Origin of the sequence: Streptomyces sp. NPDC093801 (assembly GCF_040701585.1) — a bacterium.
Taxonomy (GTDB): Bacteria; Actinomycetota; Actinomycetes; order Streptomycetales; family Streptomycetaceae; genus Streptomyces.
This window is the reverse complement of sequence record NZ_JBFBDP010000003.1, coordinates 191,828-210,055: the sequence shown is the minus strand read 5'-3', so window position 1 is coordinate 210,055 and position 18,228 is coordinate 191,828. Positions and strand designations below refer to the sequence as shown.

20 protein-coding genes are annotated in these 18,228 nt (G+C 74.1%); 12 read left to right on the top strand and 8 right to left on the bottom strand.

Annotated features, from left to right (window positions below):
• Nucleotides 1-7 precede the first annotated feature (7 nt).
• Nucleotides 8-1,213: an acyltransferase gene (locus AB0469_RS04480; protein ID WP_366449816.1), complete on the bottom strand. Its 1,206-nt coding sequence runs from the start codon at nt 1,211-1,213 to the stop codon at nt 8-10.
• Nucleotides 1,206-2,198, bottom strand: coding sequence for an alpha/beta hydrolase (locus AB0469_RS04475; RefSeq protein ID WP_366449815.1), 993 nt, complete (start codon nt 2,196-2,198; stop codon nt 1,206-1,208). The genes AB0469_RS04480 and AB0469_RS04475 overlap by 8 nt, the downstream gene beginning before the upstream one ends.
• Nucleotides 2,199-2,403: 205 nt before the next feature.
• Here AB0469_RS04475 and AB0469_RS04470 point away from each other — a divergent pair, with 205 nt between their 5' ends.
• A complete protein-coding gene (locus AB0469_RS04470) occupies nt 2,404-2,883 on the top strand; it encodes a diadenosine tetraphosphate hydrolase (protein ID WP_366449814.1) in 480 nt (159 codons plus the stop codon).
• 51 nt (nt 2,884-2,934) lie between these two features.
• On the opposite strand, the gene AB0469_RS04465 is transcribed toward AB0469_RS04470, so the two are convergent.
• From AB0469_RS04465 to AB0469_RS04455, 3 genes are all read right to left on the bottom strand, one after another.
• Nucleotides 2,935-3,603, bottom strand: a complete 669-nt coding sequence (locus AB0469_RS04465; protein ID WP_366449813.1) for a LysE family translocator — start codon at nt 3,601-3,603, stop codon at nt 2,935-2,937.
• A 153-nt stretch (nt 3,604-3,756) separates the two neighbouring features.
• The gene (locus tag AB0469_RS04460) at nt 3,757-4,248 is read right to left on the bottom strand and encodes a MarR family transcriptional regulator (protein WP_366449812.1); all 492 of its coding nucleotides are present in this window, start codon (nt 4,246-4,248) and stop codon (nt 3,757-3,759) included.
• Nucleotides 4,241-4,879 (bottom strand): DJ-1/PfpI family protein, encoded by a 639-nt coding sequence (locus AB0469_RS04455; RefSeq protein ID WP_366449811.1) that lies wholly within the window; start codon nt 4,877-4,879, stop codon nt 4,241-4,243. The genes AB0469_RS04460 and AB0469_RS04455 overlap by 8 nt, the downstream gene beginning before the upstream one ends.
• A 191-nt stretch (nt 4,880-5,070) precedes the next feature.
• Here AB0469_RS04455 and AB0469_RS04450 point away from each other — a divergent pair, with 191 nt between their 5' ends.
• From AB0469_RS04450 to AB0469_RS04440, 3 genes are all read left to right on the top strand, one after another.
• On the top strand, nt 5,071-6,423 hold the full coding sequence (locus tag AB0469_RS04450) for an aspartate aminotransferase family protein (RefSeq protein WP_366449810.1): 1,353 nt from the start codon (nt 5,071-5,073) through the stop codon (nt 6,421-6,423).
• Between the two features lie 109 nt (nt 6,424-6,532).
• Nucleotides 6,533-7,201, top strand: a complete 669-nt coding sequence (locus AB0469_RS04445; RefSeq protein WP_366449809.1) for a GntR family transcriptional regulator — start codon at nt 6,533-6,535, stop codon at nt 7,199-7,201.
• Nucleotides 7,202-7,311: 110 nt separating this feature from the next.
• Entirely contained in the window at nt 7,312-7,962 is a 651-nt protein-coding gene (locus AB0469_RS04440; protein ID WP_366449808.1) for a hypothetical protein, read from the top strand.
• Between the two features lie 74 nt (nt 7,963-8,036).
• On the opposite strand, the gene AB0469_RS04435 is transcribed toward AB0469_RS04440, so the two are convergent.
• On the bottom strand, nt 8,037-8,762 hold the full coding sequence (locus AB0469_RS04435; protein WP_366449807.1) for an SLATT domain-containing protein: 726 nt from the start codon (nt 8,760-8,762) through the stop codon (nt 8,037-8,039).
• A 277-nt stretch (nt 8,763-9,039) separates the two neighbouring features.
• Between AB0469_RS04435 and AB0469_RS04430 the strand changes: the two genes are divergently transcribed.
• The 7 genes from AB0469_RS04430 (at nt 9,040) to AB0469_RS04400 (ending at nt 15,211) form a co-directional block, all read left to right on the top strand.
• Nucleotides 9,040-9,384 (top strand): YbaB/EbfC family nucleoid-associated protein, encoded by a 345-nt coding sequence (locus AB0469_RS04430; RefSeq protein WP_042816379.1) that lies wholly within the window; start codon nt 9,040-9,042, stop codon nt 9,382-9,384.
• A gap of 68 nt (nt 9,385-9,452) precedes the next feature.
• Complete coding sequence (recR, locus tag AB0469_RS04425) at nt 9,453-10,052, top strand: recombination mediator RecR (RefSeq protein WP_042816380.1); 600 nt, start codon at nt 9,453-9,455, stop codon at nt 10,050-10,052.
• Nucleotides 10,045-10,692: a DUF5063 domain-containing protein gene (locus AB0469_RS04420; RefSeq protein WP_366449806.1), complete on the top strand. Its 648-nt coding sequence runs from the start codon at nt 10,045-10,047 to the stop codon at nt 10,690-10,692. The genes recR and AB0469_RS04420 overlap by 8 nt, the downstream gene beginning before the upstream one ends.
• Nucleotides 10,693-10,781: 89 nt before the next feature.
• Nucleotides 10,782-12,062 carry an aspartate kinase gene (locus AB0469_RS04415; RefSeq protein ID WP_007264986.1) on the top strand — a complete coding sequence of 427 codons (1,281 nt, stop codon included), beginning with the start codon at nt 10,782-10,784 and terminating at the stop codon, nt 12,060-12,062.
• On the top strand, nt 12,059-13,135 hold the full coding sequence (locus AB0469_RS04410; RefSeq protein ID WP_366449805.1) for an aspartate-semialdehyde dehydrogenase: 1,077 nt from the start codon (nt 12,059-12,061) through the stop codon (nt 13,133-13,135). Before AB0469_RS04415 ends, AB0469_RS04410 begins: the two co-directional genes overlap by 4 nt.
• 169 nt (nt 13,136-13,304) lie before the next feature.
• Nucleotides 13,305-14,048, top strand: coding sequence for a SigE family RNA polymerase sigma factor (locus AB0469_RS04405; protein WP_366449804.1), 744 nt, complete (start codon nt 13,305-13,307; stop codon nt 14,046-14,048).
• Nucleotides 14,045-15,211, top strand: coding sequence for a hypothetical protein (locus AB0469_RS04400; RefSeq protein WP_366449803.1), 1,167 nt, complete (start codon nt 14,045-14,047; stop codon nt 15,209-15,211). The genes AB0469_RS04405 and AB0469_RS04400 overlap by 4 nt, the downstream gene beginning before the upstream one ends.
• Here AB0469_RS04400 and AB0469_RS04395 read toward each other — a convergent pair.
• Both AB0469_RS04395 and AB0469_RS04390 read right to left on the bottom strand, forming a co-directional pair.
• Nucleotides 15,189-16,013, bottom strand: a complete 825-nt coding sequence (locus AB0469_RS04395; protein ID WP_366449802.1) for an SURF1 family protein — start codon at nt 16,011-16,013, stop codon at nt 15,189-15,191. The genes AB0469_RS04400 and AB0469_RS04395 overlap by 23 nt on opposite strands.
• Before the next feature lie 43 nt (nt 16,014-16,056).
• Nucleotides 16,057-17,904, bottom strand: coding sequence for a prolyl oligopeptidase family serine peptidase (locus tag AB0469_RS04390; RefSeq protein ID WP_366449801.1), 1,848 nt, complete (start codon nt 17,902-17,904; stop codon nt 16,057-16,059).
• Nucleotides 17,905-18,003: 99 nt separating this feature from the next.
• Between AB0469_RS04390 and AB0469_RS04385 the strand changes: the two genes are divergently transcribed.
• Nucleotides 18,004-18,171: a hypothetical protein gene (locus AB0469_RS04385; protein WP_366449800.1), complete on the top strand. Its 168-nt coding sequence runs from the start codon at nt 18,004-18,006 to the stop codon at nt 18,169-18,171.
• Nucleotides 18,172-18,228 lie beyond the last annotated feature (57 nt).

Below are 18,228 nucleotides of genomic sequence, written 5' to 3'. Positions count from 1 at the left end.
GTCCAGCCTAGGCACGGGTGATCACCGGGTCCGGTGCCGGGCGGTGGCCGGAGGGGCGGGGGGCTTCCGCCGCGGGGGCGCGGCCGGCGGCCCGGGGCCGGGGCCGCTCGTGGACCCGGAACGCGGCCCAGCAGACGGCCAGGGCGGCCGCGAACACCGGCAGCCACAGCAGCCGGGCGGCGATCCAGCCCGCCGAGCCGGGCACCGTGTGCAGCCCGGGCAGGTCCGTGGAGACCAGCAGCCCGAGGGCGGTGACGGCCATCATCGAGGTCTGGTGCCAGAGGAACACGGTCATCGCCGACAGGTTCAGCAGGGCCACCTTCGCCCAGGTCCGGGGCCGGCGCATCGCCCGGGCCAGCGGCCCGCGCACCAGCAGGGCCAGTCCGCACTGGGCCAGACCGAAGGAGGCGGCGGCCAGCGTCGGCGGGTTGAGGTTCGATATCGCCGCCCCGGGCACCCCCACCATGGACGCCGGGTACCCGCCCCACAGGACCAGGGCGGCGGTGACGGCGGCACCACCGCCCAGCAGGAGCAGGGCCGGACGCCGCCGGGCAAAAGCGCCCCGCGCCCAGGCGGCCCCCAGGGTGTAGGGGACGAGCCATCCGGCGGCGACATTGACCCAGCCGATCCACTGCGGCCCGCCGAAGCCGAACCGCCAGGCGTCGACCCCCGCCACCACGGCCAGCGGCCACACCGGGCTGAGCCGGGCCACCAGCGGAGTCGCGGCGGTGAGCGCCGCGAACACCAGCAGGAACCACAGCGGCGACCACACGAGCGTGAGCAGGGTCCGCACGGTGTCCCACTCGGCCCCGCCCAGCAGCAGTCCGGCCGCCACCACCGCCCACAGGGCGATCACCGCCGCCACGGGACGGAACAGCCGGCCCAGGCGCTGCCCGACCCACGCCCCGTACGCGACCCCGCGCGTCCGCGCCGAGGCGTACCCCCGGACGGCGACATGGCCGCCGACCAGGAAGAACACGGCCAGGGTCTGGAACACCCAGGACACCGGGGCCAGCCAGGGCATGTACGCCAGCGGGCTCGCGCCGCGCAGGGTGCCGTCGTCGGCCGTCAGGGCCGTGACCAGCCAGTGCCCGAGCACCACACCGAGGATCGCGAGGGCCCGCAGGGCGTCCACGGACCGGTCCCGCCCGGCCGGGGTCGCACGGTCGACGCGCTCCGCGAGCGCCGCCCAGCGGTCGCGCACCTCACGCATGAGGGGCCTGCGAACCGAGGACGATACGGGCCAGGCTGTCGAGGGAGGCGGTACCGGGCTTGAGGTAGTCACTGTGCCCGGCGGCGCCCGCGGCGAAGATCCGGGCGCCGAAGGCGGGGTCCACCGGGTCGGTGCCGAACCCGACTCCGCCGAGCCGGGCATGGGGAACGTTCCCGATCCAGTCACCGCTGCCCCGGCCGGCCCAGACCCGGGCGCGGGTCGGCAGTTCGGCGGCGGAGGACGCCCCTGTGCCCGGGCTGCCGAACAGGGCCATGTCCGCCACGTCGGATCCGGTCGCCGTACGGGCGCAGACCACCGAGCCGTAGGAGTGGCACAGCAGTGACATCCGGGCGCCGGCCGGGGCGAGTCCACGCAACCGGCCGAGGAACGGCCCCAGTTCGGCAGCGGCCCGGTCGGCGCGGTCGACGGTCAGCACCGTGGTGCTGACCGTGCCCGGGGTGTCGTACCCGAGCCAGGCGACCACCGCGGAGCGCGGATGCTCCTGCGCCAGCCGCCGTTGGAGGCCGAGCGCGCCGTCCCGGAAGCGCCGGTAGGTGTCCAGGGTCGTGTCGGAGCCGGGCACCAGCACCGCTATGCGGTCGGCGGTGCCCAGATCGCCGAACACCTCCACGGCCCGGCCCCTGCCCCGCCCGTCGAAGTCGAGGAACCGGGCTTCTTCCGCCCCCGCCGACGCCATCTCCCGCAGCTTCGCCGCCCGCCCGCCGCGACCCGCCTCCTCGGCCATCCGGGCCGCCGCGGCGAGGTCGGCGAGGTGGGCGGCGTAGCGCTCCTGCAGGGAGGCGGACGCGGCGAGCACCGCCGGCGCGGGCGCCGGCACCCGGGGGGAGGCCGCGGCGGACACGGGGACGACCACGGCCGCCGCGACCAGCGCGGCCAGCAGCGTGCGCCCGATCCGGCCGCCGCGTCCCCGACGCGCGCCCCCGCGAACGCCGTTGCCGCTCTCCCTGCCGAGACTGCTGTTCATGGCGGTGCCCCCCGTGCTTCGCTCCCGATCGGGCACTCGCCCGTTCCGGTATCGAAGTTAGGAACCGGCACCCCTGGTCGGCGTCCCGCTGCGGAGCGGGCTTCGGGGATGGCTCTCAGGTATGACATGCCCTACCTCAGAGCCAGTTGCCTCCTGGCAAACAGGGACAGGCCGGCAGGGACGGCCGCTCGGCTAGGGTCCGGGAATGAGCAACGACGACTGGCGGCACGACCGCATCGGCAGCGCGCACCGGGGGCAGAACCCCACCGTCCTGCGCCGCCTCGACGCAGGATTCGCCGCGATCGGGGACCGGCAGTTCCTCCCCGGCTACTCGGTCCTGCTGGCCGACGACCCGGCGGTGACGCGGCTCTCCGACCTCCCGTCGGCCCGCCGGACCGCGTACCTCACCGACCTCGAGCGCTTCGCCGAGGCCGTCGAACGCGCCTGCGCCCGCCTCGACCCGGCCTTCCGCCGCGTGAACATCGAGATCCTCGGCAACACCGACCCGTACCTGCACGCGCACATCTGGCCCCGCTACGACTGGGAGCCCGCCGACCTCGTCCGGATGCCGGTCTGGCGCTACACGGACGAGGAGTACTGGCGCGGCGAGCGCCACGCCCTGGCGCCCCGCCACGACGCGATGCGGGCCGCCATCACGGAGGAACTGGACCGCCTCATCGCCTGACAACGGGGCCGCGCACAGCGGCTCCTGCCGCCGGCAGGCCCTCCGCCGCGGCTACGGCGCCGAGGCCGCCACCCGCACCCCGAAGCCGATCAGGACCACGCCCGTCACCCGGTCCATCGTCCGGCGGACCCGCGGCCGGGCGAAGAAGCGCCGGGCGCGCGAGAGCACGTAGACGTACGTGCCCAGCCAGGCCAGGGTCAGCAGCACGTGGACCAGCACCAGCAGCGCCATCCCCGCCGCCGGGCCCACGCCCGGCGGCGCCAGGGTGGGCAGCAGTCCCGTGTAGAACACGGCGATCTTCGGGTTGAGGGCGTTGCCGACCAGCCCGGTCCGCCACGCGCCGCCCCGGTCGCGCCGGCCGCCCTGCCCGTCAGCGCCACCCCGGTCGGAGCGGCCCGCACCGCCCGCGCCCCCCTCCTCCGGGGCCTGCGCGCCCGCCCCGGGCCGGCGCAGCGACTGGATGCCGAGGAAGCACAGGTACGCCGCACCCGCCAGCTTGACCACCAGGTACACCTCCGCCGAGGCGGCGAGCAGTGCAGCGAGCCCGGCCACGGTGAGGGCGCCCCAGAGCAGCAGCCCGGCGGCGACCCCGCCGACGGTGCGCAGCCCGTCGGCCCGCCCCCGGGTGACGGCCCGACGGGTGACGAGGGCCATGTCGGGCCCGGGTACGAGGGTCAGCAGGGCCAGGACGCCGGTCGCCGCCGCGAGTTGCGTGAGCACGCGGCTCAGTGTGCCACCCGGCCCGCCGCCAGGGGCCCGACGCAGCCCGCCCTCCAGCGGGGCGCGGGGTCCTGTCCAGGGCTGGTCCAGTACTCCCGGGCGGCGACGGCCCCCCCGTCGCGCACCGAGGGACCGCGCGCCGGCGTCGGGCCCTCAGTCGTCGCCGGGGCCGGGCGCGGAGAGCGACGCCAGGGCCTCCGACAGGCGTTCCAGCACCGCGGCCGTCTCCGCGAAGGCCGTCTCGCCCAACAGGGAGGCCAGACGGGCCGCCAGCTCCGCGTGGCCCGGGTCGATGCGGGCGATCGCGGCCCGGCCCTCCTGCGTCGGGCGGAGCAGTTTCGCGCGGCGGTGCGCGGGGTTCGGGACGTACTCGGCGAGCCCCTCGGCGGCCAGCAGGTCCGCCACGCGCTGCACGCTCTGCCGGGTGATCCCCATCCGCCGGGCGATCCCCGCGACGGGCAGCGGCTCCGTCAGCACCGCGCCCAGCACCTGCCACCACGCGGCCGTCAGCCCCGCCGGGCGGGCCAGCTCCTCGGAGACGGTCAGGAACTGCCCGTTCAGCCGGAAGACACCGAGCGCGGTCCGGCTGAGCAGGTCCTGCCGCTCCCGACCGGACAGGGGCTGCGCCGGCAGCGGGTCAGGCACCGCCGGCCTCCGCCGCCATCAGGACCGGGAAGGCGCTCGCGTCGGAGTGGTGGAACAGCCGGTACCACGCGTCCAGCACCTCCGGCTCGTACACCCCCAGCCGGGCGAAGACCTCCCGGGCGAAGGCCACCGGCTCGGTCGGGCCCGCCGTGATCAGGTCCCCCGCGGTGACCGCGTCGGCCTCCAGGTACCGGTCGGCTCCCCCGTACCCCGGTTGCGCGCCGAGGTAGGCGGCGGCCGCGCTGGTGTGCGGGCGGTCGTCCAGCAGGCCTTCGCGGGCGAGGCCCGCCGTGGCCCCGCAGATGGCCGCGACGGGCACCCCGGCCGCGAGGAACGCGCGGGCCGTGGCGGCGAAGGGGGCCAGCTCGTCACCGGTGTCCCACAGCTGCGCACCGGTCAGGATCAGCAGCGAGGAGTCCTCGGGGCGCAGGTCGGCGAGGGACAGGTCGGGCTGGATGCGGACGCCGCCCATGGTGGTGACCGGCACCCCGGCCACCGGGCCCACCGTGCGGATCCGGAAGCCGCGCTGGGTGAGGTGCGCGGTGGTGTGGCCGGTCTCCCAGTCCGCGTACGTGTCGTAGACCGCGAGGTGGACGGGCTTGGCGGCCGTGTTGCCGGCAGTACCGCTCATGGGACGCCTCCGGGGGCAAGAGGTCTGGGGACGAAAGGCGATGCAACGGGGTGGAGGGGACGACACCACGCTCCCACGTTGACAGCATGCTGTCAACGGAGCTTCGGGCAGACAGACTGCCGAGGGCGGCCCCCCACCCCCATACAGTCCGCCGATATCCCTTCCCACCTGCGCACTTCTAGCGTGGCGCCATGACCCCTCATGTCACCGGCGCGGCCGTCAAGGCCGCCGACCGCGCTCACGTCTTCCACTCGTGGTCCGCCCAGGCCCTGATCGACCCGCTGGCCGTCGCCGGGGCCGAGGGCTCGTACTTCTGGGACTACGACGGCAACCGCTTCCTCGACTTCTCCTCCCAGCTGGTCAACACCAACATCGGCCACCAGCACCCCAAGGTGGTCGCGGCCATCCAGGAGCAGGCCGGCCGGCTCTGCACCCTGGCGCCCGGGTTCGCCGTGGACGTCCGCTCCGAGGCCGCACGCCTCATCGCCGAGCGCACCCCCGGGGACCTCGACAAGATCTTCTTCACCAACGGCGGCGCCGAGGCCGTGGAGAACGCCGTCCGCATGGCCCGGCTGCACACCGGCCGCCACAAGGTGCTGTCCGCCTACCGCTCGTACCACGGCGCCACCGCCGCCGCGATCAACCTGACCGGCGACCCGCGCCGCTGGCCGTCGGACACCGCCTCCGCCGGCGTCGTGCACTTCTGGAGCCCGTTCCTCTACCGCTCGCCCTTCCACGCCACCACCGAGGCCGAGGAGTGCGAGCGCGCCCTCGCGCACCTCGCCGACACCCTCGCCTTCGAGGGCCCGCAGTCCGTCGCGGCGATCATCCTGGAGTCGGTGCCCGGCACCGCCGGGATCATGACCCCGCCGCCCGGCTACCTGGCCGGCGTGCGCGAGCTCTGCGACCGCCACGGCATCGTCTTCGTCCTCGACGAGGTCATGTCCGGCTTCGGCCGCACCGGCGCCTGGTTCGCCGCCGAGCACTGGGACGTCACCCCGGACCTGATCACCTTCGCCAAGGGCGTGAACAGCGGTTACGTGCCCCTCGGCGGCGTCGCCATCTCCGGCGCCATCGCCGAGACCTTCGCCACCCGCCCCTACCCGGGCGGACTGACCTACTCCGGCCACCCCCTGGCCTGCGCCGCCGCCGTCGCCACGATCAACGTGATGGCCGAGGAGGGCATCGTCGAGAACGCCGCCCGCATCGGCGCCGAGGTGATCGGCCCCGGGCTGGCCGAGATCGCCGAGCGGCACCCGTCGGTCGGGGAGGTCCGCGGGCTCGGCACCTTCTGGGCGGTGGAGCTCGTACGGGACGAGGAGACGCGCGAGCCGCTCGTCCCGTACAACGCCTCCGGCGCCGACAACGCGCCCATGGCCGAGTTCGCGGCGGCCTGCAAGGCGTCCGGGCTGTGGCCGTTCGTCAACATGAACCGGACGCATGTCGTCCCGCCGTGCACCGTCACCGAAGCCGAGGCCAAGGAAGGCCTGGCCCTCCTCGACGAGGCACTGACGGTCGCCGACCGGCACACCGCGGGGGCCTGATCGTCCGCATGGCGCTCGGTTCCTCCGGACAACGGCGGGGAACCGATCGGTTTCGGCCGCGCTGCCTGGCCTAAGGTGTCCGAAGTTCTACCGAGGAGACGGACCCCCTATGTCAGGCAGCGGCGGAGGTGTCACCCGCAGCACCCTGCGACAGCAGATCGCGGACGCGCTGCGCGACGAGGTGCTCGCGGGCCGTCTGCCCCCGGGCACCGAGTTCACGGTCAAGCAGATCGCCGAGCAGTACGAGGTCTCCGCGACCCCCGTGCGCGAGGCGCTGGTCGACCTCGCCGCGCAGGGCCTGCTGGAGTCGGTGCAGCACCGGGGCTTCCGGGTCCGGATCTACACGGTCGACGACTTCCGCGGCATGATCGAGGCCCGGATGCTGATACTCGACGGGGTCTTCCGGCGGCTCGTCGAGTGCGGGACGGCGCCCGGCTCCGCCGAACGGCTGGTGTCGGTGCGCCGCCGCGCGGAGGAGGCGCGGCGGGCGGCGCGCAGCGGTTCGCTCGAAGTGCTGATCGGCTACGACCTGCGGTTCTGGCGGGAGCTCAGCGGGCTGGTCGGCAACACCTACATCACCGAGTTCCTGCACCGGATCCGCGTGCAGTGCTGGGTCTTCTCCGTGCCCCACCTCCAGGAGGCCCCCGAGCTCGGGAACGCGCTCTGGGACAAGCACGGGGAGCTGGTCGACGCGGTGACGCTGGCCGATGCCGAGGCCGTGCGCCGCATCGTGCGCGGGTACAACCAGCACGGGCTGGACTGGGCCGCGACCCTCTGAGGGGCCCGTCCGCCGCCGTACCGTCGCGCCGGGTTCTGCGCACCCCTTCGCGGAGCGTGTCCGGCGCACTACGCTGGCCGGAGCGGCGGCAACGACTGATCGGAGCCCGCGTGGCCTGTGACCTGTGGCTGGTCCCCCTTGTCGACGTGCTGTGCCACAGCCCCGACAACCCCTTCGCGGAGGAGATCGCCGCGTACGACAAGGCGCTGGGCGAGGCGGGTCTGCCGTCGGTGCCCGTGTTCGCCTACATGCCGGGCCTGAGCGGGGACGTGGCCCCGGTGGCCGGTTTCGACTACGACGCCCTGCACTTCCTGCGGCGGGCGTACCTGCTCCAGATCTGCGGGCTGCCGGTGACCCCGGTGGACGAGCTGGGCGGGGACTACGAGCAGCTGCTGGAGATGTTCGAGTCCACCGCGCAGCAGTCGCACCTGGTGTGGCACTACGACCACGCCGGGGCGTACGTCCCGGTGGACTTCCCGGCGCCGCTGGCCAACGAGGAGCTGCTGGCCGGCGGCGGTCCGCTGGGGTCGGCGCAGGGGCTGCTGCGGGAGCTGGCCTTCGTCGCCCCGGCGATCGGGATAGACCCGGCCAACCCTCCCGCGGCGCCGGCGCCGCCGGGCGGCCCGACGGCGCTGGAGGAGCCCGCGGGGCCGATCCCGTACGACGCGAGCCCCTTCGCGCGGGAGCGGCACGTCTGGCTGGGCCTGCACGCGGCGGCCACCCGGAGCCTGGGCCAAGGCTCCATGATCATCTTCAGCTGACCCGCCCGGACCCGCCCGGACCCGCCCGGACCCGCCCGGACCCGCCCGGGCACCCGCCCGCGGCCCCGGGAACCTCAGCGGGGCTGCTCCGGAGGACGCTGGCGGGGCATGTTCGGGCGGGTGCCCGGGGGGAGGGGGAAGCGGGCCGGCGGCACACCCGGGTCCGGGCGGGCCGGGGCGGCGGCCAGGGACTGCATGGCCAGCGGCGTCGGTCCCGCCCGGAACTCCACCATCCAGTCCGCCGTCTCGGAGCGCACCAGCTCCGCCACGTCCTCGGAGAACCTCCGCAGCACCGTCAGACAGCGCTCGGCGGCCTCGCTCGCCGTGCCCTCCGTCGGCCCCAGCACCTCGCGCACGTTCTCCGAGGCCCAGTCGAACTGGAGCGTCTGGAGCCTGCGCTGCACGGCCTGCGCCGTGGCCACGTCCCGCATCCACCCCGACGTCAGGCCGAAGAACCGGTCGCAGGCCAGGCAGGCGGCGGCCAGCAGCAGCGAGAGGTAGCCGTACGGGGCCGCGCCCGGGGTCGACCCGGTCAGCTCCAGCAGCGGCATCGCGGCGCCCGTGACGGCGCCCAGGGCCGCGCCGGCCCGCAGGGTCCGCGCGCCCCGGCGCTTCCAGGCCCGGTCCGACAGGTACCACTCGGCGGTGCGCAGGGCGTCGGCCTCCACCCGCCGGTAGAGCTCGTCGAGCCGTTCCGCGGGCTCGCCCCAGTCGCCGAGGGGGAACGGCCGCCCGGTGAGGTCGCCGTCCTCTGCGGGATCCCGGGGTGGCCCCTCGGGCTGCATCTCCGGCTGACTCACCCGGGCACTCCCTCTGCCTGCACTGACGTGTCGTGGTGCGCGTGTGCGCAATGGTGCGCATGCTCTTCCTACCTTCGAATGACACGCGATGGACAACGAATCCCCGGTTTTCCGCCCGCAAGGAGGTCTCCATCAGGGACGCGCACGCCCCGTCTCTCACCCGAAAGAGTTGGTCCTCCCGGCGTAGGGCGCGCCGCCCGGGGAGCACGTAGGCTCGGATTGACCGAGCGTTCCCGACGGCCGCAGCCAGGCCGATGCGCAGATGGAGTGAGTACCCGTGATTCCCGGTGGTGGCCAGCCCAACATGCAGCAGCTGCTCCAGCAGGCCCAGAAGATGCAGCGCGACCTCGCCACGGCCCAGGAGGAACTGGCCCGGACCGAGGTCGAAGGCCAGGCCGGCGGCGGCCTGGTGAAGGCGACCGTCACCGGTTCCGGTGACCTGCGGGCCCTGGTCATCGACCCGAAGGCCGTGGACCCGGAGGACACCGAGACCCTCGCCGACCTGGTCGTCGCGGCGGTCCAGGCGGCCAACGAGAACGCCCAGGCGCTCCAGCAGCAGAAGCTGGGCCCGCTGGCCCAGGGCCTGGGCGGCGGCAGCGGCATCCCCGGCCTCCCCTTCTAGCCCTCCCCTTCCCGTCCCGCCCCCGTTCCCTGTAGAACACAGCACCAGAACCGAAAGAAGGCAGTCCGTTGTACGAAGGCGTGGTCCAGGACCTGATCGACGAGCTGGGCAGGCTGCCCGGCGTCGGGCCCAAGAGCGCGCAGCGGATCGCCTTCCACATCCTGCAGGCCGAGCCCACCGACGTCCGCCGCCTCGCGCACGCGCTGCTGGAGGTCAAGGAGAAGGTCCGGTTCTGCGCGGTCTGCGGGAACGTGGCGCAGGAGGAGCGGTGCGGCATCTGCCGCGACCCGCGCCGCGACGCGACGGTGATCTGTGTGGTGGAGGAGCCGAAGGACGTCGTCGCGATCGAGCGGACCCGCGAGTTCCGGGGCAAGTACCACGTCCTCGGCGGGGCGATCAGCCCGATCGAGGGCGTCGGCCCCGACGACCTGCGCATCCGCGAGCTGCTGGCGCGGCTCGCGGACGGGACGGTGACCGAGCTGATCCTCGCGACCGACCCGAACCTGGAGGGCGAGGCGACCGCCACCTATCTCGCCCGCATGATCAAGCCCATGGGCCTGAAGGTCACCCGCCTGGCCAGCGGGCTCCCCGTCGGGGGAGACCTTGAGTACGCGGACGAGGTCACGCTCGGGCGGGCCTTTGAAGGAAGGCGACTTCTTGATGTCTGACGCAACGCTGCACGCCCTGGGACAGGATCCGGACGACTTCGCCGCCTCGATCGCGGACCAGATCGAGTCCTTCATCGTCGCGGTCACCGAGGTGGCCAAGGGCGAGGACCCGGACAGCGCCGTTCCCTTCCTCCTCCTGGAGGTGTCCCAGCTGCTGCTGGCGGGCGGCCGGCTGGGCGCGTACCAGGACGTCCTGCCCGACGAGCGCTACGAGCCCGACCTGGGCCCGGAGCCGGACGTGGACGACCTGCGCGAGCGCTTCGCCGTGATGCTGGAGCCGGTCGACGTCTACTCCGAGGTGTTCGACCCGTACGAGCCGCGCAAGGCCCCGGTCGCGCACCGGATCTCCGACGACCTGGCCGACGTGGTCGCCGACCTGCGGCACGGGCTCATCCACCACCAGGCGGGCCGGGTCACCGAGGCGCTGTGGTGGTGGCAGTTCTCGTACTTCACCAACTGGGGGCCGACGGCCTCGGCCACCCTGCGCGCCCTCCAGTCGCTGATCTCGCACGTCCGCCTCAACCAGCCGCTCGCGGCCCTCGACGGGCTGGACACCGACGAGGACCTCACCGAGGAGGACCTCGTGGAGCAGGCGGGGCGGGTCATGGAGCAGGAACTCGGTAGGCTCGGCCGTAAATAATCCCATCTCATGATGTGGTACGAGGCGGTCGGATCGCGGCCGCTCGTTAGACTGCACCCGCAATGAGACGGACCGAGCGAGGAGCGCACGTGGGCCTTGTCGTGCAGAAGTACGGAGGCTCCTCCGTAGCCGATGCCGAGGGCATCAAGCGCGTCGCCAAGCGGATCGTGGACGCCAAGAAGAACGGCCACCAGGTGGTCGTCGTGGTTTCCGCGATGGGCGACACGACGGACGAGCTGATCGATCTCGCCGAGCAGGTATCGCCGATGCCTGCCGGGCGCGAATTCGACATGCTGCTGACCGCCGGAGAGCGGATCTCCATGGCCCTGCTGGCCATGGCGATCAAAAACCTGGGCCACGAGGCCCAGTCGTTCACCGGCAGCCAGGCAGGCGTGATCACCGACTCGGTCCACAACAAAGCGCGCATCATCGATGTGACGCCGGGCCGGATCCGCACCGCGCTGGACGAGGGCAACATCGCCATCGTCGCCGGCTTCCAGGGCGTGTCCGCGGACTCCAAGGACATCACCACCCTCGGCCGCGGCGGCTCGGACACCACCGCCGTGGCGCTGGCCGCGGCGCTGGACGCCGAGGTCTGCGAGATCTACACCGACGTCGACGGCGTCTTCACCGCGGACCCCCGCGTCGTGAAGAAGGCCCGGAAGATCGACTGGATCTCCTCCGAGGACATGCTGGAGCTCGCGGCCTCCGGCTCCAAGGTGCTGCTGCACCGCTGCGTCGAGTACGCGCGCCGCTACAACATTCCGATCCACGTCCGTTCGTCCTTCTCCGGACTGCCGGGTACCTGGGTCAGCAACGAGAAGCCCGAGTCGCAAGGGGACGAGCAGGTGGAGCACGCCATCATCTCCGGAGTCGCCCACGACGTCTCCGAAGCCAAGATCACCGTCGTCGGCGTTCCGGACAAGCCGGGCGAGGCCGCGGCGATCTTCCGCGCCATCGCGGACGCCGAGATCAACATCGACATGATCGTCCAGAACGTCTCGGCGGCCTCCACGGGCCTGACGGACATCTCCTTCACCCTTCCCAAGACCGAGGGCCACAAGGCCATCGACGCCCTGGAGAAGGCGAAGGCGCAGATCGGCTTCGACTCCCTGCGCTACGACGACCAGATCGGCAAGATCTCCCTGGTCGGCGCGGGCATGAAGACCAACCCGGGCGTCACCGCCTCCTTCTTCCAGGCGCTGTCCGACGCGGGCGTCAACATCGAGCTGATCTCCACCTCGGAGATCCGCATCTCGGTGGTGACCCGCCAGGACGACGTGAACGCGGCCGTCATCGCGGTCCACACGGCCTTCGGCCTCGACTCCGACAGCGACGAGGCGGTCGTCTACGGAGGCACCGGACGATGAGTCCGCACCGGTCGGCCCCGGCCCCGGCGCTCGCCGTGGTCGGGGCGACCGGGGCGGTCGGATCGATCCTGCTCCAGATCCTGTCCCAGCGGGCGGACGTCTGGGGCGCCATACGCCTGATCGCCTCACCGCGCTCGGCCGGCCGCGTGCTGGCCGTCCGCGGCGAGGAGACCGAGGTGCTCGCCCTCACCGAGGACGCCTTCGAGGGCCTCGGCGCGGGCGACGTCGTCCTCTTCCTGACCCCGGCCGAGGTCTCGGCGCGCTGGGCGCCCGTGGTCACCGCGCGCGGGGCCGTGGTGGTGGACCAGTCCGCCGCCTTCCGGGAGGACCCCGAGGTGCCGCTGGTGGTGCCCGAGGTCAACGCCCGCGCCGTACGGAGCCGCCCGCGCGGCATCGTCGCGGGCCCGGACTGCGTGACCGCCGCGATGATCGCCGCCCTGGGCGCGCTGCACGCCGAGTACGGGCTGGCCGAGCTGGCCGTCTCCTCGTACCAGGCCGCGAGCCGGGCGGGCCGGGCCGGTTCCGAGGCGCTGCGGCGCCAGCTGTCGCTGGTCGCCGGGAGCCCGCTGGGGGAGCAGCCCGGGGACGTGCGCCGGGCCGTGGGCGAGGACACCGGGCCGTTCGCGGCTCCGCTCGCGCTGAACGTGGTGCCCTGGTCCGGTGAGCTGCGCGCGGACGGCTGGTCCTCGCACGAGCTGGCCGTGCGGGCGGAGACCCGGCGGATCCTCGGCCTGGAGTCCCTGCCGGTCTCCGTGACCTGCGTCCAGGTCCCCGTGGTGACCGGGCATTCCCTGACCGTGCGGGCGCGCTTCGAGCGGGAGGTGGCCGCGGCGCACGCCCGGGAGATCCTGGAGGCGGCGCCCGGGGTGGTCCTCGTGGACGATCCCGCGGCGGGGGAGTGGCCGACGCCGGCGGACGCGGCCGGCACGGACCCGGCCTGGGTGGGCCGCCTGCGGGGCTCGCTCGACGACGCCCGGGCGCTGGAGTTCTTCGTCTGCGCCGACAATCTCCGCAAGGGCGCCGCGCTGAATGCCGCTCAGATCTCGGAACTGATCGCGGGTGAATTCGCGTAATCCGCTTTGTAGGATCGGCTTCGATCCCTTGATCAAGGTGATGGCCCGACTGCCGCCTGGATAAATGGGGCAATCGGGAAGAGCGGGTACGCATGAAGGCAATGGGGAAATTGCTGAATACTCTGCCTCACGCGTACAACCCTGACGGGGGGACGCGTGTCCAACGGGCGTGGCAGAGGCACTCTTGGACTTCGCCGTCGTACCGGCGCGCTCGGGGATCGCTCCCCCGCGCCGGCGCACCGGCGCTTACGGCGGCTTTCCTGTGATCGTGCCCGTCCCGCAGGCCGGCGCGCTGCCCGCCGGGGCGGTCCCGGGCGGCCGCGTGCCCTCGCCCCGCGATAGCGCGGCGCCCGCCGGCGCCGCCGACGAGGCCCCGGCGCCCGCCGCGGGGGAGGCCGCCGCGCCGCCGGTCGTGGCCGGGACCACCGTCGACCACCTCACCGAGACCTACCGGGCCCACTACCGCTCGCTCCTCGGGCTGGCCGCCCTCCTCCTCGACGACACCGCCTCCTGCGAGGACGTGGTCCAGGAGGCCTTCATCCGCGTCCACTCCGCCCGCAACCGGGTGCGCGATCGCGACAAGACCCTGGCCTATCTCCGCCAGACCGTCGTGAACCTCTCGCGCTCGGCGCTGCGCCGCCGCATCCTCGGCCTCAAGCTGCTGTCGAAGCCGATGCCGGACATGGCCAGCGCGGAGGAGGGGGCGTACGACCAGCTCGAGCGCGACGACCTGATCAGGGCCATGCGCGGACTCCAGCGCCGCCAGCGCGAGGTGCTGGTGCTGCGCTATTTCGCGGACATGACGGAAGCCCAGGTCGCCGAGACGCTCGGGATATCGCTCGGCTCGGTCAAGGCGTACGGATCGCGGGGCATTGCCGCGCTGAGGGTGGCGATGGAGGCTGCGCAGTCATGAGGGACGACCACGGGAACCCGTCGCACTCCGCCGGTCCGGCCGCGGCCGACGAGCAGGTGCTCCGCAGCCTCTTCGCCGGGGCCGTGCAGGGCCTCGAACCCTCCGAAGGGGCCCTGGAGCGGCTGCGCCACGCCGTGCCCGCACGCCGGGCCCGCAAACGGCAGGCCCTGCTCGGGGCGGCCGTGGCGGTACTCCTGGCCGGCACCGCCGTCCCGGCGGCGCTGCACCTGGGCGACGAGGACGAGGGCGGCAGCGCCGCCGGGCACTCGGCGATGGCGGGCCACGGCGAGGCGCAGGGCCCCCGCCCCGGCGGTGCGCACGCCGACGACTCCGGCGGCGCGGCCCGGCCGCATCCCGCCCAGCCCGCCGGCAAGGGCCAGGACCCGACGGCCGGCGGCACGGGCGAACGGCCCTCCCCGCAGCCCGGCGGATCCCCGTCCGGCGGCGTGACGGCGGGCCCCTCCGGCAGCGGAGCCCCCGCGGCCGCCGCCGGCAACGGCCCGCAGCCCCCGGCCGGGGCGGCCGCCGCGGCCCCCGGGTGCACCGCCGACCAGCTCGGGGTGGCGGGCAGCGCACGCGCCCCCGAGGCCGACGGCAAGGTCTACGGCAGCTTCAAGGTCACCAACGTCTCCGCCAAGGGCTGTACGGTCACCGGCCCCGACACCGTGACGGCCGCCTCGGTGGCCCACGGCCCGCCGCCCGCACAGCCTCCCGGGGTGACGGTCACGGGCCACAAGGCCGGGGACCCGGCGAGCGGGCTGCCCGACCCCTCGGCGGAGGCCCCGGCGCTGCTGCTCCAGCCGAAGCAGGCGTACGAGGTCCTCTTCGCCTGGGTGCCCTCCCCGCAGTCCTGTCCGGCGGCCCCGGGCCCCTCGGCCACGCCCCGGCAGCAGGACGGTACGGCGCAGAGCCCGGCGGCCCGGTCGGACGGCGCTCCGGCGAACACCGCGGCCGGCGGGGCGGCGGACACCCCGGCGGGGGCCGGCGACACGGCGGGCGGGACGCAGCGGCCGAGCGGACCGGTCGACCCGGACCCTGCCGGAGTGGCGGTCTCCCACGCCCCGGCCACCGCCACGGGCGCCCCCGTCACCCAGACCACCATCCCGCAGGCCTGCGGGGGCACGGTCTACCGGACGGGACTCATTCCGCAGCCGGCGCCGTAGCGGGAGCCGCCTTCGCGGGGGCGGTGCCGGGCGCACCCGCCGGGCTCGCGGCCGGCAGCAGGCCCGCCTCGGCGTCGCGCAGGGTCTCCACCTCGCGCCGGTAGAACCGGAACCACATGAAGAGCACGAAGGCGACGAAGACGAACCACTCACCGGTGTAGCCGAGGTTCTGGAAGGCCTTCAGGTCGAGCCCGGTGTTGCTCGGCGCCTCCGCCGGGACGGGGACCATCCCGTCCGACGCGGTCTGCACCGTCAGCCAGGCGTCGTAGAGCGGGTCCTGCACCAGGTTGACCAGCGTGGCCGCCCCGATCACCCCGAGCTGGCCCGGCGGCAGCCCGCCCTGCGCGTGCACGCCCTTGGTGCCGGAGTTCTCCGAGGCCTGGAGGGCCCCCGTCACCTCGACCCGGCCGGCCGGCGGGGCCGGGGCCTTCGCCGCGTCCGCCGTACCCGGCATCCAGCCCCGGACCACGGGGACGGTCCTGCCGGAGTCGGTCCGCAGCAGGGTCAGGACGTAGAAGCCCCGCCTGCCGTCGAGGTCCCGCTCGGGGACCAGCAGCTGCCGCCCGTACTCGCCGGCCGCGGAGGCCAGCCGCCCGGAGGTCCTGGTGTCCACCGGCAGCAGCGAGTCCAGCGGCGCGGCCGGCTCCGCGTCGGGGCGCCCGGAGGCCGCCTCCCGGTGGCTGCCGACGCGGTCCTCGAACCGGCCCAGCTGCCAGGTCCCCATGAACAGGCAGAAGGGGATGGCGAGGGCGACGAAGACGTTGATCCCCCACCAGCGCGGGGTCAGGAGAAACCGGTGCACCCCACCAACGGTACGGGGGGTGCACCGGGGTCCCGGTGCCGGGTCAGCGCGGCAGCCCCCGGGGCAGGTGCTTCAGGGCGAATTCCAGCTCCATCCGGACCTGCTTGATCCGCTCCTCCACCACCAGCGAGCCGTGCCCCGCGTCGTAGCGGTACACCTCGTGGACCGCGCCGCGGGCCACGAGCCGGTCGACGTAGTGGTCGATCTGCCGGATCGGGCAGCGCGGATCGTTCACGCCCGCCGCGATGTACACGGGCGCCTTCACCGCGTCCACGTACGTCAGCGGCGAGGAGGCCTCGAAGCGCTCGGGGACCTCCTCGGGCGTGCCGCCGAAGAGGGTGCGGTCCAGGGACTTCAGCGCCTCCATCTCGTCGTGGTACGCCGTCACGTAGTCCGCCACCGGTACGGCGGCCAGCCCCACCGCCCAGTCGTCGGGCCGCGTCCCGATGCCCAGCAGGGTCAGGTAGCCGCCCCAGGAGCCGCCGGACAGCACCAGCCGCGCGGGGTCCGCCAGGCCCGAGGAGACGGCCCACTCGCGGACCGCCGAGATGTCCTCCAGCTCGATCAGGCCGACCCGGTGCTTGAGGGCGTCCGTCCACTCCCGGCCGTATCCCGTCGAGCCCCGGTAGTTGACCCGGACCACCGCGAAGCCGTGGTCCAGCCAGGCCGCCGGGGCCGCCGCGAAGGAGTCGGAGTCGTGCCAGGTGGGCCCGCCGTGGATCTCGAAGACCGTCGGGAAGGGGCCCTCGCCGTGGCCGGCCGGGCGCTGCGCGAGCGCGTGGATCCGCCCGCCCGGGCCCTCCACCCACACGTCCTCCACCGGCACCGAGCCGGGCGGCCGGAACCCGGGCGGGTCCAGTACCACCCCGCCCGCGGTGGACCGTACGGAGGCCGGCTCGGCGGCCGAGGACCACTGGTACTCCACGGTCCCGTCCGGGCGCGCGGTGGCCCCCGACACCGACCCCGGGGGAGTGTCCACGCGGACGAGCTCCCGCGCGGCCAGGTCGTAGCGCCACAGCTCGTCGCGCGCCTCGAAACTGTGCTCGATGAGCAGCGCGGCCCCGTCCGGGTACCACTCGGCGCTCACATCGCCCGGGAGTTCGATCGCGAGGTCCTCCTGGGCGCCCGTGGCCACGTCCCACACCATCGGCTCCCAGCGGCCGCGCCGCTGGTGGCCGACCAGCAGCCGGGTGTCCCCCGGGACCGGAGCGAAGCCCAGCACCTCCAGGCCCAGCTCTTCGGTGCCGCCGCGCGAGTCGTCCAGCTCCGCGACGGTGGCCCCGTCGAGGGTGACCACGCGCAGCGCCGAGTGCATCGCGTCGCCGTGCTCGGTGTGCTCGATCGCGATCAGGGTCCCGTCGCGGGAGAGGTCGCCGACCCCGGCCGACTCGCGGTGCCGGTAGATCACGGCCGGGGCGCTGCCGTCGGGCCGGACGACGTGGATCGTGGAGCCGTCCTCGTCGGTGGACCGGCCGACCACCGCGGTCCCGTCGCGGCCGATGGCCAGCCCGGCGGGGTAGGAGGGTTCCAGGCCGGGCGTGGCGGGCTCGTCGGGTCCGCCCGCGAAGGGCTGGCGGACCCAGGTGCCGAACTCGTCGCCGTCGGTGTCGGAGAACCACCAGATCCACTCCCCGTCGGGGGAGAGGGTGCCGTCGGTGGTGCCGTTGGGGCGGTCGGTGGCCTGGCGCTGCGCGCCGGTGGCGCGGTCCCACGCGTAGAGCTCGTAGGTGCCGGTGGCGTTCGACACGAAGAGCGAGCGGTCCGGGGCGTCCTCGGCCCAGTCCGGCAGCCCCACGCGCGGGGCCCGGAACCGCTTCTCCCAGTCGGGCATCTCGGAAGCGGGGGTCCCGCCGGGGGTCAGATCGCTGTCGCTGCTGGTCATGCCCTCCATTCTTGCCTGACCGGCCGACGGGCCGCCGGGATGCCGACTGCTCCGAACGAGCGCATGGTGGAGGGCGTACGCCGAGCGTTTCCCGAGAGGGTGTTGATCATGACCAAGCAGGCCCGTACCGGTCATCACGGCCATCAGGACTCCGAGCGCGCGATGGCCAAGAACACGGCGGCCGAGGCGCGGGCGAAGGCTGCGGGCCGCGAGGCCCAGTCCCTCTCCGCGAAGACGCGCGGCATGCAGCAGAAGGCGCAGGCCAAGCGCGGCTGAACCCCGACATCCGGTCACGGTCCGTGTTTCACGTGAAACACGGACCGCGCCGCCCTA

Coding starts and splice junctions, on each gene's coding strand:
- AB0469_RS04450 (WP_366449810.1), top strand. CDS start 5,071: ATGACCCCTCATGTCACCGGCGCGGCCGTCAAGGCCGCCGACCGCGCT.
- AB0469_RS04400 (WP_366449803.1), top strand. CDS start 14,045: ATGAGGGACGACCACGGGAACCCGTCGCACTCCGCCGGTCCGGCCGCG.
- AB0469_RS04445 (WP_366449809.1), top strand. CDS start 6,533: ATGTCAGGCAGCGGCGGAGGTGTCACCCGCAGCACCCTGCGACAGCAG.
- AB0469_RS04455 (WP_366449811.1), bottom strand. CDS start 4,879: ATGAGCGGTACTGCCGGCAACACGGCCGCCAAGCCCGTCCACCTCGCG.
- AB0469_RS04385 (WP_366449800.1), top strand. CDS start 18,004: ATGACCAAGCAGGCCCGTACCGGTCATCACGGCCATCAGGACTCCGAG.
- AB0469_RS04410 (WP_366449805.1), top strand. CDS start 12,059: ATGAGTCCGCACCGGTCGGCCCCGGCCCCGGCGCTCGCCGTGGTCGGG.
- AB0469_RS04475 (WP_366449815.1), bottom strand. CDS start 2,198: ATGAACAGCAGTCTCGGCAGGGAGAGCGGCAACGGCGTTCGCGGGGGC.
- AB0469_RS04480 (WP_366449816.1), bottom strand. CDS start 1,213: ATGCGTGAGGTGCGCGACCGCTGGGCGGCGCTCGCGGAGCGCGTCGAC.
- AB0469_RS04390 (WP_366449801.1), bottom strand. CDS start 17,904: ATGGAGGGCATGACCAGCAGCGACAGCGATCTGACCCCCGGCGGGACC.
- AB0469_RS04470 (WP_366449814.1), top strand. CDS start 2,404: ATGAGCAACGACGACTGGCGGCACGACCGCATCGGCAGCGCGCACCGG.
- AB0469_RS04420 (WP_366449806.1), top strand. CDS start 10,045: ATGTCTGACGCAACGCTGCACGCCCTGGGACAGGATCCGGACGACTTC.